This window comes from Yersinia alsatica (genome assembly GCF_902170305.1).
Taxonomy (GTDB): domain Bacteria; phylum Pseudomonadota; class Gammaproteobacteria; order Enterobacterales; family Enterobacteriaceae; genus Yersinia; species Yersinia alsatica.
In genome coordinates, this window is sequence record NZ_CABHWW010000026.1 from 116146 (window position 1) to 130157 (window position 14012).

The window sequence follows — 14012 nt, forward strand, 5'->3', positions numbered from 1 at the left end:
AACTATGACTGACACATTAGAAACTAAAATAGCTGAAACCAAACTGTCTGTGACGGAGCTGCATAAGCACTATGGTGAGCATGAGGTTTTAAAAGGCGTTTCACTTTCCGCCAAAGCAGGGGATGTGATTTCTATTATTGGCTCTTCTGGCTCAGGGAAAAGTACCTTCTTACGTTGCATCAATTTCCTTGAAAAACCCAGCGAAGGGTCGATTAGCGTCAATAATCAAGATATCCGCCTGGTTCGTGATAAAGACGGGCAATTAAAAGTTTTTGATAAAAAAGAGCTGCAATTACTGCGCACCCGGCTAACGATGGTATTCCAGCATTTCAACTTGTGGAGCCACATGACTGTGCTGGAAAATGTCATGGAAGCACCGGTTCAAGTATTGGGATTGAGTAAGGCGGTGGCCAAAGAGCGTGCTATTCGTTATTTGGATAAAGTTGGGATTGATGAGCGTGCGCGGGCTAAATATCCAGTACATCTTTCGGGTGGTCAACAGCAGCGTGTTTCTATTGCCCGGGCACTGGCTATGGAGCCGGATGTATTACTGTTTGATGAACCGACTTCGGCTCTGGACCCTGAGCTGGTGGGGGAAGTATTGCGCATTATGCAAAAGCTGGCAGAAGAGGGGAAAACCATGGTGGTTGTCACCCATGAAATGGAGTTCGCGCGCCATGTCTCCAGCCACGTTATCTTCTTGCATAAAGGCGTTATTGAAGAAGAGGGGCCGCCCGCCGAGCTTTTTGGCAACCCTAAGAGTACCCGCCTGCAGCAGTTCCTGTCTGGCGCACTGAAGTAACAATTTATACCCATCATCTTGCAAGCTGCAGTGGTGTTGGTCGCCATCATACACCCAAGTCATTGAGTTATCTCAACTCCTTGGGTGCATTCTATTGCCGCCTAGCTGCAACTCAAAATCTATCAGGAAGGGGGGATAGCTTACAAATCTATTCCGCTGGCTTTCTCAGCACATTGCGCAAAGCTTCTTCCAGTTCGAAATAGCGGAATGCGAAGCCAGCTTCTTCCAGCCGTTTGGGTACTGCCCGCTGTCCCCCCAATACTAATGCCGCCGACTCCCCCAGTAATAAGCGAATGGCTGCCGCAGGGGTGCGAATTACGGCTGGGCGATCGAGTACTTCTGCCAGTGTGGCAATAAATTGTTCGTTATGGACCGGATAAGGGGAAACCATATTGAATGGGCCATTCAATCCATCGGTGGTCAGTAAATAATGGATACCATGAACCATATCATCAATATGTATCCACGGCAGGTATTGGCGGCCATCGCCGATTGGGCCACCCAGACCAAGGCGCAACAGCGGTACCATTTTGGCTAATGCACCACCATGAGGCGCTAATACAATACCGGTACGTAGCAAGCAAACCCGGGTATGGTTGCTGTAGGCTGCCAATGCCAGGCTTTCCCAGCGTGCGCATAACTGATGAGTAAACTCATCATGTGGTGCCTCATCTTCAGTGACCAATGCTTGCCCCTGATCGCCATAAAATCCGACCGCAGACCCTGAAATAAACACTGCCGGCGGCTGACTACTGGCTTTAATTAATGCTGTCAGTTTCTCGGTTATCTGCCAGCGGCTTTGGCATAAAATTTCTTTCTGCTGTGAAGTCCAACGTTTCTCAGCAATAGGCTCACCCGCCAGATTAATCACCGCATCAAAATCATTGAGGTCATGCTTATCATTCAAGGTTGACCAACAGGTGACTTGCGAACCGAGTACCTTATTTGCTCGCTGTGGGTCACGGGTTAAGGCCGTTATTTGATGGGCTTGCGACAAAAGAAAAGCACTCAGACTACGCCCGATCAGTCCTGTAGCTCCAGTGATTAAAATACGCATAGCCAATCTCCGTTTATCCCTTATTGCTTTTGTGTGGTAGCGGTAATGTCTGCTTATCGGCTTCTCTTTTAGCATAGGTGATTCTGGGTGCTTCTCCTACGATGCTGAGCACATCCTGGATTAATTTTTTCATCCAGAGAGTATGCCGCTAGCAGCTCAATCACGGGTAAGAAGAATGTCCATATGTTGTCAGCGGCATCATTTGAGAAAATAAAAAAATAATAACTAAATAAATCCCGCATTCTGTCCGATTAATACAGTATTGTGCGTTCAGGTATTACCAGTTTGCAGGTGCAGTTGTGGCCTAAGTACTTTATTACTTCTGAGCGCTGACAATGGTTTTAAGGCATACGCGACGACTTTTAAAACACTGAATTGATGATTTTCTGCTAGAGTAAACATACTAATTTGAATAGAAAAGAGGCTGCCAGCCCTTTCCCCTAGTGAAGTTGGATGTTTTATAAAAAATGTTGGGTGTTTTATAAAAACTCACGGTGGCTTATAAATCCTCCGGCTGAGATCTGGTTGTGATCTCATTGTTGTTCATACACTTTTTCAGGTGCGCATGAAGCTAAACATCGAAGTTAATTGTTCTTATGTGTGTGAGCCTATACATAAGCAAGACGGTAGCTTATTAGCGGTTGAGCTATTAAGCCGATTTTCAGCTAAATCGGTCGATACCCCCATTGATGTCGAACATTTTATTAAAGAATTGGATGTGGGTGGAAAGACTGATTTATTCCAAGACCAATTACGTGCGGTGAAAGCCCACAGCGATTGGTTTATCACTAACAATGTTTTGCTTTCGATTAATATCGATTTTGACTTGGCCAGTGTGATTGTTACTGATGATTCGACTCGCCAAATGCTAGATGAAATGCCTTTCTTAAGGCTGGAAATCATGGAGACATTTTCCAATTTATCCGATGGAATGAATAATCCATTGCTACGTGAATTGGCTGAGTTGTATCCACTATGGCTCGATGATTTGGGTAGAGGTGATTCCACTTTGAATGCAGTCACTGCCAATATTTTTGAGTACGTAAAAATTGATAAGCATTTCTTCTGGCAGCATAACAAGCACACTTTCCCTATCTTAATAAATAATATTAAGAAATATTGTCTCGGGGTTATTGTCGTTGGCGTAGAAAATCAGGATGAGTCAGAACAGCTCAAGGGCAGTAATATTGATGCTATGCAAGGGTATTTATTCAATCAGCTCACACTGGATGAACTGGTATCGCAACCTTCACTATAACGATTTCTCTTCACACAATGCTGACATTATTCTGTAATGTCGGCGGTGTCTTTTACGATAAAATTTTCTTATGGCGGATAATGGCTTTTATCGGATTAATCCGACGGATTGGATGATAGAATAAAGCCACATTGAGTTCTCATTATCTACCTTGGTTGTATGCATAGCCTGATTTAATGAGATTAAACCTAAGAGACGACGATACCATGAAGTTAATGTTTGCTTCTGATTTGCATGGGTCGCTACCGGCTACAGAAAAAGTTCTGGAAATTTTTGAACGTAGTCAGGCGCAATGGTTGGTGCTATTGGGTGACTTGCTCAATCATGGGCCTCGCAATGCATTACCGGCAGGCTATCAGCCAGCGGCGGTAGCAGAATGCCTTAATCCCTATAAAAACAACATTATCGCGGTGCGTGGCAACTGCGACAGTGAAGTCGATCAAATGTTATTGCAGTTCCCGATGATGGCGGGTTGGCAGCAGATTATTATGCCAGAAACGCGCCTATTTTTGACGCATGGTCACCTTTATCATCCCGCTGCTCTTCCTCCGTTGCGTCATGGGGACGTCTTAGTTTATGGTCATACTCATCTGCCTCAGGCACAGTGGCAGGATGAGGTGATATGCTTTAATCCTGGCTCGGTCAGTATCCCAAAAGGAGGATACCCGGCGAGTTATGGCATGTTGGATGGCGGTGTTTTACAGGTTCTGACCCTACAAAATGATGAACCTGTCGCCCAGTTGGCATTAAAAACTAAATAAATATATATACCTCTTGATTAACAATTGCGCGGATACGCGCCCAGATAGAAGGTTTCAGAGGATGGTGGAGCAAAATCCAGCAGCAGTCATCGAGTGGGTTGATATTGTTGATGAGCAAAATGAAGTTATTGCTCAATCCAGTCGTCAACAAATGCGAGCTCAACGACTACGCCACCGTGCTACCTATATTGTGGTGCACGATGGAATGGGCAAAATTCTGGTACAACGTCGTACTGAGAACAAAGATTTCTATCCCGGAAAACTGGACGCAACCGCCGGTGGAGTGGTGCAAAGTGGTGAAAACTACCTTGAATCAGCCCGTCGCGAAGCGGAAGAAGAGTTAGGGATTGCAGGGGTGCCTTTCGCTGAGCATGGTCAGTTTTACTTTGAAGAAGAGTGCTGCCGCGTGTGGGGGGCCTTGTTCAGCTGTGTCTCCCATGGGCCATTTGCATTGCAGGCAGAAGAGATAGATGAAGTTCGTTGGATGCTGCCGGAAGAAATTACCGCCCGCTGCGACGAGTTCACGCCAGACTCCCTAAAAGCCCTGTCGCTGTGGCTAACACGCAATAATGAACAGGATTACGGAAAAATCACCCCGCGAGAAAATTGATCTACATCAGCCATAAAAAAGCCCCTTAGCAGGGGCTTTTCGCGTTATTGCCTTTCTCTTACTGATTATCGAACAATAATACCCAGCAAAATACCCAGAGCACCGAAGTCAGCATCGCTGAATGTGGTGTTGGCAAAACCGATATCGCCCAACACTGGCAGCAAGAACACTGGCAGGAAGGTAATTAATAAGCCTTGTGCGAATGCCCCCAGAATGGCACCGCGGCGTCCGCCAGTTGCATTACCAAACACCCCGGCAGCAGCACCGACGAAGAAGTGAGGCACGACACCTGGGATAATTACCGTCATGTTCATCAAATACAGCGCGAACATCCCGATAAGACCTGCAGCAAAGCTGCTCAAGAAGCCAACCAATACGGCATTTGGCGCGTAAGGGAAGACGACCGGGCAATCCAGCGCAGGTTTAGCATTAGGGACTAACTTGTCTGAAATCCCTTTAAACGCGGGCACTATCTCAGCAATAACCATACGCACACCTTGCAAGATGATGTACACACCTGCGGCGAAAGTAATGGATTGCATCAGTGAGAACATGAACCAGTTTTTGCCGCCACTCAGGCTTTTCACCACTTCCGGCCCGGCAAACAGGCAGGTGACGATGAAAATAATACACATGGTAAAGGAGATAGCGACCGGTGTATCACGCAAGAACAGCAGGCTTTTTGGCACATTCATGTCTTCAGTCGAATGTTCTTTATTACCAAATTTGCTGCCGATAAAACCAGCTAAGACATAAGACAGAGTAGAGAAGTGGCCAATTGCCACGTCATCAGAACCTGTCACCTTTTTCATGTAAGGGTGAGCGATCGCGGGGAAGAAGACCATGGCAACCCCAACTACCAGCGAACCGATAACAATCAGTGTTACCCCACTGATCCCGGCAGTTGCCAGAATAACGGCCACCATCATCGACATAAACAGCGTGTGGTGCCCGGTCAGGAAGATAAACTTCCAAGGTGTAAAGCGAGCAATCAGAATATTGATAACCATAGCGAAGAACATAATCATCGCCATTTCTTTACCAAAACTTTTTTGTGCTACTGACACAATGGCTTCGTTATTGGGCACGACGCCCTGAATACCGAAAGCATGTTGGAAAATATTGGCGAAATCACCCAGAGATGACACTACCAAGCCAGCACCGGCACCCAAAATCACAAAACCCATGATGGTTTTGACGGTGCCTTTGATACATTCCGTGACCGGTTTTTTCTGTGCAATCAGGCCGATTAAAGCAATCAGACCTACCAACACCGCCGGTTCGGAGAGAACATCACTCATTAAAAAGCGAAAGAAATCCATGCCAGCCTCCGGTTACAAAGCGCCTAATTCGGTTAAAGCCACAGACAAACGTTCTTTCATGGCTTTCTTATCGATCATGTTATCCAACGCAACGATTTTTCCGCCGACAGCCTGAGCAACTAACTGCTCGGCAATGTCTTTGGTGCCGATGAAAATGTCACTGGGTGTCCCTTTGGCAGAGCCCAAGTCAACATGATCAACTTCAGCACTGACCGCCAATTCTTTCAGAATGTTTTTGATGCTGATTTCCATCATCAGGCTGGTACCTAAACCGTTACCGCAAACCACTGTAATTTTCATTTTCTTTCCCCTTATTCCCGCCATCTTTCAAGCTGCACGTGCGTTGGCTATGCTCAATAACCTGAATCACTTACCACAGTAAGCTCATCGGGATTATCTCGTTTGCCGCCTTCCTGCAACTCGAATTATTTTGGGTATAGAATTATTATCTGAACCTAATGTGGTGCTTAATAACGCGCAATGACTGACAAAATATCCTGCTGCGTTTTGGCATTAAGTAAGGTGGTCACATCGTTATCGTTATCGAACAACTGAGCGAGTTGAGAAATAGCCTCGATATGGCTAGTGCTGTCTGTCGCGCTTAACACTATGAGCAGTTTTACCGGGTCATTACCTTCAGCATTGAAAGTGACGCCCTCGGTGATGACGGTTAATGCCAAAGAGAGTTTATTCGCCCCTTCTTCCGGGCGGGCATGCGGCATAGCAATCCCCGGTCCGACCACGTAGTAAGGGCCAATGGCCTCATGGGAGCGATAAATCGCCTCGACATAACGAGGTTCAATGGAGCCATTATCAATTAACGGCTGGCATGAAATCGCGATGGCATCGCGCCAATCTTTTGCGTGGCTGACCACCTGAATGACGTCTGGCGTTAACAGTGTTTTTAACATGATATTTATGACTCCCAATGACTGTTAACAGGAGAGTAGATAGTTATCACTGCTATTAATGTGATGAATATCTCAAATGATAGCGCTACCTGATAGCGCTATCAAAATTTGTGATAGCGCTATCATTTGCCGCACCCTGGGCTTTGGCTATCTAGGAATAAGCCATATACAATGCAATGTATTGTCGGGGCCAATGCGGAATGGCTGGTTGCTATAAGGCAAGAAATTTTAATCAGGCAGGAAATCAGCATGGAAAAAACGCGCAAGCGCCGTAATACCGGGCGGGTCACTCTATCGGATGTGGCGAATTACGCCGGGGTAGGGTCGATGACTGTTTCCAGAGCGCTGCGAACGCCGGAGCAGGTTTCAGATAAGTTACGTGAGAAAATAGAACAAGCGGTTGAAACACTGGGCTATATTCCTAACCGTGCGGCTGGGGCATTAGCATCCGGCCACAGTGATACCATCGCCGTTTTAATACCGTCATTGACGGATAAAGCCAGCTCCCGATTTATGCAGGCGCTGCAACAGATTCTGAATAAAAATGAGTTTCAGTTATTACTTGGTTGCCATGAATATAATCAGCGCAAAGAAGCTGAAATACTGATGACCTTGTTACAGAGCAATCCGGCCGCCGTGGTGATATTTGGCTCACAATTAGCGGATAAAACTTATCAGCTGCTTGAGCGGGCGAATATTCCAACAGTTAACGTGGTTGGGTCTTATTTCAAAGCGGCGAAGATTACCCTTGAGGCGGCTTTCTTTGAGTCAGCCTATGAATTGAGCCGTCATTTGTTGGAGCGGGGTTACCATAATATTGGCTTTATTGGCGCTCATATGGATAACCGCTTGCAGCGCCAGCAACTGAATGGCTGGCATAAAGCGATGTTAGAGCATTACAAGAATGGCGATCAAACCGTCACTACGCCGGAGAGTGCCAGTTTACAGTTTGGTCGTTATGCCCTGACAGAAATACTCCAGCGCCAACCTGAATTGGATGCAGTGATATGTAGCCATGAAGATATTGCTCTTGGTGTGTTATTTGAGTGCCAACGGCGGCTGTTGAAAATACCTAGCGGAATTGCAGTGGCCTGTTTAGACGGTTCTGACAGTTGCGACCAAACCCATCCCACCCTGACATCAATGCGCATTGATTATAAAAAAATGGGGAAAGAAGCCGGTAAGATGCTGATTAATATGCTAGATAATGACGACGACGAGGAAGATGAACCTCTTAGTCAGAGTTTTAGCTATAAGTTCGAACCAAGGCAAAGTACCTGACAGCATCAGTCAAGGGTATAAATAACCCAACAAAAACGCCAGCACGAGGCTGGCGTTTGTATACGGCTTAACTGGAAGATTAAGACGCGTCAGCTTGTGCTGACTGAATTGCTGTCAGTGCTACGGTATAGACGATATCGTCAACCAGCGCACCACGGGACAAGTCGTTAACTGGCTTGCGCATGCCTTGCAGCATCGGCCCGATAGAGATCAGGTCGGCAGAACGCTGTACCGCTTTATAGGTGGTGTTACCGGTGTTCAAGTCAGGGAAGATGAACACGGTCGCTTTACCGGCAACTGGCGAGTTAGGCGCTTTGGATTTCGCTACATCAGCCATGATTGCCGCATCATACTGCAATGGACCATCGATGATCAGATCTGGGCGTTTTTCCTGAGCCAAACGAGTTGCTTCGCGAACTTTTTCTACATCGCTACCAGCACCAGAATTACCGGTGGAGTAAGAGATCATCGCCACACGCGGTTCAATACCGAATGCTGCAGCAGAATCAGCAGACTGGATAGCAATTTCTGACAGTTGTTCAGCCGTTGGATCTGGGTTAATCGCGCAGTCACCATAAACCAGAACCTGGTCAGGCAACAGCATGAAGAACACCGAAGAAACCAGTGAACTGCCCGGTGCGGTTTTGATCAACTGCAACGGTGGGCGGATAGTGTTGGCGGTGGTATGAACGGCACCAGAGACCAGACCGTCAACTTCGCCTTTCTCCAGCATCAAAGTGCCGAGAACCACGTTATCTTCCAACTGCTCACGCGCAACCACTTCGGTCATGCCTTTGCTCTTACGCAGCTCAACCAGACGCGGAACATATTGCTCGCGCACAGCAACCGGGTCAATGATTTCAACGCCTTTACCCAGCTCAACACCTTGAGCCGCAGCAACACGTTGGATCTCTTCTGGGTTACCTAATAGCACACAAGTCGCGATGCCGCGTTCAGCACAGATAGAGGCTGCTTTCACGGTACGTGGCTCGTCGCCTTCTGGCAGCACGATACGTTTGCCCGCTTTACGTGCCAGCTCAGTCAGTTCATAACGGAATGCTGGTGGAGACAGGCGGCGTGAGCGCTCAGATGTTGCAGTCAGAGAATCAATCCACTCGCTGCTGATATGGCTGGCAACGTAGTTTTGCAGCTTCTCAACACGTTCGTGGTCATCTGCCGGGACTTCCAGGTTGAAGCTTTGCAGGCTCAGAGAGGTCTGCCAAGTGTTGGTATCAACCATAAAGACGGGCAGGCCAGTTTGGAAGGCGCGTTCACACAGACGTTTGATTGGCTCGTCGATGGCATAGCCGCCGGTCAGCAGGATAGCGCCGATTTCAACACCATTCATGGCTGCCAGACAAGCAGAAACCAACACATCTGGGCGGTCAGCAGAAGTCACTAACAGAGAACCCGGACGGAAGTGTTCCAGCATGTGTGGGATACTACGGGCACAGAAAGTCACCGATTTAACGCGGCGAGTGTTGATGTCACCTTCGTTAATAATGCGCGCATTCAGGTGCTTACACATGTCGATTGCACGGGTGGCAATCAGCTCGAAGCTCCAAGGCACACAGCCCAGAACCGGCAGCGGGCTGTTGGCAAACAGCTGTTTTGGATCGATTTTAGCAACGCTGGCCTTGGTTGAATCATCAAAGATTTCAGACAGGTCAGGGCGGGTACGGCCTTGCTCATCAACCGGGGCATTCAGTTTGTTAATGATAACGCCGGTGATGTTTTTGTTTTTGCTGCCACCGAAGCTGGAACGAGCCAGTTCGATACGCTCTTTCAATTGATCCGGTGAATCATTACCCAGTGAAATCACAAACACGATTTCAGCATTCAGGGTTTTAGCGATTTCATAGTTCAGTGCATTGGCAAACTGATGTTTGCGGGTTGGCACTAAACCTTCAACCAGAACCACTTCGGCGTCTTTGGTGTTTTCATGATAACGGGCAACAATTTCTTCCATCAACACGTCTTGCTGGTTAGAACTCAGCAAGGTTTCCACATGGTTCATATTCAGCGGCTCAGCAGCAGTAATGCTGGAGTTCGCACGAATGATGGTGGTGGTTTGGTCAGGTGCATCGTTACCAGCACGTGGCTGTGCGATTGGCTTGAATACGCTCAGGCGTACACCTTTTTGTTCCATGGAGCGGATGACACCCAAGCTGACGCTGGTTAAACCAACGCTGGTGCCGGTAGGGATCAACATTATTGTACGGGACACGGTTAAACCTCTTTACGGTTTTATACCCGTCATCTTCCAAACTGCAGAGTTGTTGGCTACCATCATTCACCCAAGTCATTGAGTTATCTCAACTGTTTGAGCTCATTCTGTTGCCGTCTACCTGTAACTCGAAATCTATTGGGTATATATACCAGTCATACTTCAAGCTGCATGTGGGTTGGCTACGCTCAATAACCCGAATCACTTACTAGAGTAAGCTCATCGGGATAAGTTCGTTTGCTACCTGCCTGCAACACCAAATTCTTTGGATATATATAAGTATAAAGAATACTTACGCGGTCAGACGAGAGGCGTCTTGCGCGATAACCAGCTCTTCGTTGGTTGGGATAACCAGAGCCAGACGGCTGCCATCTTTGGTGATGGTGCCAGACTTGCCGAAGCGAGCTGCCATATTGCGTTCGTGGTCAATCTCAAAGCCCAGCAGAGCCAGTTTGTCCAACGTCAGTTCACGCACCATCGCGGCATTTTCACCGATACCGCCAGTGAAGACGACAGCATCCAGACGGCCATCCATCAGTGCAGTGTAGGCACCGATATATTTAGCCAGACGGTGGCAGAACACATCCATTGCGCGGCGTGCATCTGCTTTGGTTTCATAGTTATCTTCAACATAGCGGCAGTCACTGGTCACTTCAGTCAGGCCCAGCAAGCCAGATTCTTTGGTCAGCAGCTTGTTGATTTGATCAACGCTCATCCCCATTGAATCATGCAGGTGGAAAATGATTGCCGGGTCAATATCACCACTACGGGTACCCATGACCAGACCTTCCAGTGGCGTTAGGCCCATAGAAGTATCAACACATTTACCGTTACGAACCGCAGTCACTGAGCCACCATTGCCCAAATGGCAAGTGATTACGTTCAGTTCTTCCAGTGGTTTGTTCAGGGTTTTAGCGGCTTCCTGGCTCACATAGAAGTGGCTGGTGCCGTGTGCGCCATAGCGACGGATACCGTGATCTTTGTATAAGCTGTACGGCAGGGCGTAGAGATAAGACTCTTCCGGCATGGTCTGATGGAAGGCAGTATCAAAAACTGCAACATTTTTATCAGCCAGATTTGGGAAGGATTTCAATGCTTCAGCGATACCGATCAGGTGGGCAGGGTTATGCAGTGGTGCAAACGGGATGGAATCTTTGATACCCTGAATAACTTCTTCGGTAACGATAGCTGATGCAGTGAATTTCTCGCCGCCATGAACAATGCGGTGACCGATGGCAGTCAGTTGAGCGGAAAGCTCTGGTTTTTGTGCCAGAATAGTATTAACAATGAAATTTAGTGCTTCGCTGTGTGCTGCACCAGCACCCAATGCGGCTTCGTGTTTACCACCCTCCATTTTCCATTTGAGGCGTGCCTCTGGCAGGTGGAAGCATTCGGCTAAACCAGAGAGGTGTTCTTCACCGTTGGTTGCGTCGATGATTGCGAATTTCAGGGAAGAGCTACCGCAGTTAAGAACCAGTACTAGCTTACTCGACATGGAAGTACCTATTTATAATCGTGTTCGACATTTGTTTTGGCATCAACGATACAAACAGTGCATCGGGAGTACAAAAACAGCGAAAAACACGTGGTTAATAAAACGTCAATCTGTCCAAAAGCGTAGCGCATATTGGCGTCGACATTAATGATTAACATCATGCGATAGCGAAAAAGGCATGATGATGAAAAAATCGCTGATAAAACGTTAATGCCTGGTGGTAAAAACCTGCGCGATTTAACAAAAATGATTTAAATGCTGCGAAAAGTTGACATATTTAGCGTCATCTTCTAGCGGCCTAAAGGCCGGACTAGGATACCGATAGCGCCGGCTAAAAACAAAATATATTTAACAGACTAATTTTTAGTTTGTGAATTACAAAAATAATTTTAATTTTTGCTTGTGAAGTTGAGGTGAGCCATGACAACAAAACCTTCTGACACCGTAAGCTGGTTTCAGGTACTCCAGCGCGGTCAGCACTATATGAAGACCTGGCCTACTGATAAACGCCTGGCACCGGTGTTTCCGGAGAATCGTGTGTCAACAGCCACTCGTTTTGGTATTCGCTTTATGCCCCCGTTGGCCATTTTTACGCTGACTTGGCAGATAGCACTGGGTGGTCAATTAGGCCCAGCGATAGCCACTGCACTGTTCGCCTGCGGCTTGCCACTGCAAGGATTATGGTGGTTGGGTAAGCGCGCAATTACGCCGTTACCGCCAACATTATTACAGTGGTTCCACGAGGTGCGTAACAAGCTGGCGGAAGCTGGGCAGGCGGTTGCTCCAATTGAACAGACGCCAACTTACCAGTCGCTGGCCGATGTGCTAAAACGCGCCTTTAAACAGTTGGATAAAACGTTTCTTGATGACCTGTAGCCCTCGTTGAGGGTTACAGCTGTTTTTGATTGACCGCAGTGGCATGGTAGAAGAACAGATACCGGGGCTTAGTATGCCACCGGGGTTTTTTATGCATCTGTTAACAGCAGCGCAAAATCCCCTGTCAAATCAAAGTATGACCCAACTCTGTATGCGATGATTTCCTCATTATTTATGTCTTAGGAGTTTAGTGATGGATATGACAAACGCCCAACGACTGATTCTCTCGAATCAGTACAAAATGATGACCATGCTAGACCCGGAAAACGCTGAGCGCTATCGTCGCCAGCAAACTATTGTCGAACGTGGCCTTGGTTTGCAGATGCGTGAACTGGACCGCGACTTTGGTGAGATGAGCGAAGAGACTTGCCGTACCATCATTAATATCATGGAGATGCATCATGCTCTGCAAGTCTCCTGCGGCAATCTTAAAGATAAGCAAGATTTGGATGAACGTCGCATTGCATTCCTCGGTTTTGATGCTGCCACTGAATCCCGTTACCTGAGTTATGTGCGCTTTATGGTGAATACCGAAGGGCGCTATACCCATTTTGACTCTGGGACTCATGGTTTTAATTCCCAAACGCCAATGTGGGACAAATACCAACGTATGTTGGCTATCTGGCAATCATGCCCGCGCCAATATCACTTGAGTGCCGTAGAAATTTCGCAAATTATCAATGCCTAATGAGCTAGTTAGGCTATTGAATATATTGGTTTATTGATGAGGATGTGCTTGTGGAGTGTAAAGGTTTTCTTTTTGATTTGGACGGGACTCTGGTTGATTCATTACCTGCTGTTGAACGAGCTTGGATTGGCTGGGCGCAAGGTCGCGGCATTGATCCATCGGAAGTACTCGAATTTATCCATGGCAAACAAGCAATTACCTCTCTTCGTCATTTTATGCCAGGTGCCAGTGATGCGGAACTCCAGGCCGAGTTTTTGGCATTGGAGCACATTGAAGCCAATGATACCGATGGCGTGACGGCATTGCCGGGAGCGGTATCGCTGCTGGAGCGGCTCAACAGCCTGTCTATTCCGTGGGCCATCGTCACATCCGGTTCTGTTCCTGTGGCTTCAGCTCGCCGTGCGGCGGGTCATTTACCGGAGCCTAAAGTGTTCGTGACCGCCGAACAGGTCAAGCATGGCAAACCTAAGCCAGATGCTTATTTGCTGGGGGCTGAGCGTTTAGGGTTGGCACCGGCTGATTGCATTGTGGTGGAAGATGCTCCGGCTGGGATTTTGTCCGGTCTGGCCGCCGGTTGCCAAGTGATTGCTGTGAACGCCCCTGCTGACACGCCAAAGTTAGACCAAGTGGACTTGGTTCTCAGTTCACTTGAGCACATTGCAGTCGAAGCCACTGCACAGGGTGCAGTGGTTCGTGTTGTCGGCTAATTATGTGAATCTATTGA

The 14012-nt window shown here is 47.6% G+C and carries 14 protein-coding genes; 8 read left to right on the plus strand and 6 right to left on the minus strand.

All coding sequences use genetic code 11. From position 1 onward, the window contains the following. Positions 1 to 4: 4 nt before the first annotated feature. On the plus strand, positions 5 to 802 hold the full coding sequence (gene hisP, locus FTA96_RS14715; protein ID WP_072077482.1) for a histidine ABC transporter ATP-binding protein HisP: 798 nt from the start codon (positions 5 to 7) through the stop codon (positions 800 to 802). Positions 803 to 950: 148 nt separating this feature from the next. Here the strand turns inward: hisP and FTA96_RS14720 are convergent, their stop codons facing one another. Beyond that, on the minus strand, positions 951 to 1859 hold the full coding sequence (locus tag FTA96_RS14720) for a TIGR01777 family oxidoreductase (protein WP_050132928.1): 909 nt from the start codon (positions 1857 to 1859) through the stop codon (positions 951 to 953). A 565-nt stretch (positions 1860 to 2424) separates the two neighbouring features. Here FTA96_RS14720 and FTA96_RS14725 point away from each other — a divergent pair. The 3 genes from FTA96_RS14725 to yfcD all read left to right on the plus strand — a co-directional run bounded on the left by FTA96_RS14725 (position 2425) and on the right by yfcD (position 4488). After that, complete coding sequence (locus FTA96_RS14725) at positions 2425 to 3117, plus strand: EAL domain-containing protein (protein ID WP_050106084.1); 693 nt, start codon at positions 2425 to 2427, stop codon at positions 3115 to 3117. Positions 3118 to 3323: 206 nt separating this feature from the next. After that, positions 3324 to 3878, plus strand: coding sequence for a phosphodiesterase (yfcE, locus tag FTA96_RS14730; protein WP_050106085.1), 555 nt, complete (start codon positions 3324 to 3326; stop codon positions 3876 to 3878). Between the two features lie 61 nt (positions 3879 to 3939). After that, positions 3940 to 4488, plus strand: a complete 549-nt coding sequence (gene yfcD, locus FTA96_RS14735; protein WP_145574202.1) for an NUDIX hydrolase YfcD — start codon at positions 3940 to 3942, stop codon at positions 4486 to 4488. A 65-nt stretch (positions 4489 to 4553) separates the two neighbouring features. Here the strand turns inward: yfcD and FTA96_RS14740 are convergent, their stop codons facing one another. The 3 genes from FTA96_RS14740 to FTA96_RS14750 all read right to left on the minus strand — a co-directional run bounded on the left by FTA96_RS14740 (position 4554) and on the right by FTA96_RS14750 (position 6721). Next, positions 4554 to 5810: a PTS ascorbate transporter subunit IIC gene (locus tag FTA96_RS14740; protein WP_005277900.1), complete on the minus strand. Its 1257-nt coding sequence runs from the start codon at positions 5808 to 5810 to the stop codon at positions 4554 to 4556. 12 nt (positions 5811 to 5822) lie between these two features. Then, on the minus strand, positions 5823 to 6110 hold the full coding sequence (locus FTA96_RS14745; RefSeq protein WP_004714840.1) for a PTS sugar transporter subunit IIB: 288 nt from the start codon (positions 6108 to 6110) through the stop codon (positions 5823 to 5825). Positions 6111 to 6277: 167 nt separating this feature from the next. Beyond that, entirely contained in the window at positions 6278 to 6721 is a 444-nt protein-coding gene (locus FTA96_RS14750; RefSeq protein WP_050106086.1) for a PTS sugar transporter subunit IIA, read from the minus strand. 249 nt (positions 6722 to 6970) lie between these two features. On the opposite strand from FTA96_RS14750, the gene FTA96_RS14755 reads away from it, so the two are divergent. After that, positions 6971 to 8002, plus strand: a complete 1032-nt coding sequence (locus tag FTA96_RS14755) for a LacI family DNA-binding transcriptional regulator (protein WP_050133072.1) — start codon at positions 6971 to 6973, stop codon at positions 8000 to 8002. Between the two features lie 79 nt (positions 8003 to 8081). On the opposite strand, the gene pta is transcribed toward FTA96_RS14755, so the two are convergent. Continuing rightward, positions 8082 to 10214 (minus strand): phosphate acetyltransferase, encoded by a 2133-nt coding sequence (pta, locus tag FTA96_RS14760; RefSeq protein ID WP_050106087.1) that lies wholly within the window; start codon positions 10212 to 10214, stop codon positions 8082 to 8084. A gap of 307 nt (positions 10215 to 10521) precedes the next feature. Then, positions 10522 to 11724 (minus strand): acetate kinase, encoded by a 1203-nt coding sequence (gene ackA / locus FTA96_RS14765; RefSeq protein ID WP_050106088.1) that lies wholly within the window; start codon positions 11722 to 11724, stop codon positions 10522 to 10524. Between the two features lie 420 nt (positions 11725 to 12144). Between ackA and yfbV the strand changes: the two genes are divergently transcribed. The 3 genes from yfbV to FTA96_RS14780 all read left to right on the plus strand — a co-directional run bounded on the left by yfbV (position 12145) and on the right by FTA96_RS14780 (position 13995). Continuing rightward, a complete protein-coding gene (gene yfbV / locus FTA96_RS14770; RefSeq protein ID WP_145537120.1) occupies positions 12145 to 12600 on the plus strand; it encodes a terminus macrodomain insulation protein YfbV in 456 nt (151 codons plus the stop codon). A 193-nt stretch (positions 12601 to 12793) separates the two neighbouring features. Then, on the plus strand, positions 12794 to 13288 hold the full coding sequence (locus FTA96_RS14775; protein ID WP_145574204.1) for a YfbU family protein: 495 nt from the start codon (positions 12794 to 12796) through the stop codon (positions 13286 to 13288). Between the two features lie 50 nt (positions 13289 to 13338). Next, positions 13339 to 13995: a sugar phosphatase gene (locus FTA96_RS14780; RefSeq protein ID WP_050106090.1), complete on the plus strand. Its 657-nt coding sequence runs from the start codon at positions 13339 to 13341 to the stop codon at positions 13993 to 13995. The last annotated feature ends 17 nt before the right edge of the window (positions 13996 to 14012 follow it).

What these genes read in the sequence shown, in the direction of transcription:
- hisP (WP_072077482.1), top strand. Translation starts at nt 5, where the DNA reads ATGACTGACACATTAGAAACTAAAATAGCTGAAACCAAACTGTCTGTG.
- FTA96_RS14720 (WP_050132928.1), bottom strand. Translation starts at nt 1,859, where the DNA reads ATGCGTATTTTAATCACTGGAGCTACAGGACTGATCGGGCGTAGTCTG.
- FTA96_RS14725 (WP_050106084.1), top strand. Translation starts at nt 2,425, where the DNA reads ATGAAGCTAAACATCGAAGTTAATTGTTCTTATGTGTGTGAGCCTATA.
- yfcE (WP_050106085.1), top strand. Translation starts at nt 3,324, where the DNA reads ATGAAGTTAATGTTTGCTTCTGATTTGCATGGGTCGCTACCGGCTACA.
- yfcD (WP_145574202.1), top strand. Translation starts at nt 3,940, where the DNA reads ATGGTGGAGCAAAATCCAGCAGCAGTCATCGAGTGGGTTGATATTGTT.
- FTA96_RS14740 (WP_005277900.1), bottom strand. Translation starts at nt 5,810, where the DNA reads ATGGATTTCTTTCGCTTTTTAATGAGTGATGTTCTCTCCGAACCGGCG.
- FTA96_RS14745 (WP_004714840.1), bottom strand. Translation starts at nt 6,110, where the DNA reads ATGAAAATTACAGTGGTTTGCGGTAACGGTTTAGGTACCAGCCTGATG.
- FTA96_RS14750 (WP_050106086.1), bottom strand. Translation starts at nt 6,721, where the DNA reads ATGTTAAAAACACTGTTAACGCCAGACGTCATTCAGGTGGTCAGCCAC.
- FTA96_RS14755 (WP_050133072.1), top strand. Translation starts at nt 6,971, where the DNA reads ATGGAAAAAACGCGCAAGCGCCGTAATACCGGGCGGGTCACTCTATCG.
- pta (WP_050106087.1), bottom strand. Translation starts at nt 10,214, where the DNA reads ATGTTGATCCCTACCGGCACCAGCGTTGGTTTAACCAGCGTCAGCTTG.
- ackA (WP_050106088.1), bottom strand. Translation starts at nt 11,724, where the DNA reads ATGTCGAGTAAGCTAGTACTGGTTCTTAACTGCGGTAGCTCTTCCCTG.
- yfbV (WP_145537120.1), top strand. Translation starts at nt 12,145, where the DNA reads ATGACAACAAAACCTTCTGACACCGTAAGCTGGTTTCAGGTACTCCAG.
- FTA96_RS14775 (WP_145574204.1), top strand. Translation starts at nt 12,794, where the DNA reads ATGGATATGACAAACGCCCAACGACTGATTCTCTCGAATCAGTACAAA.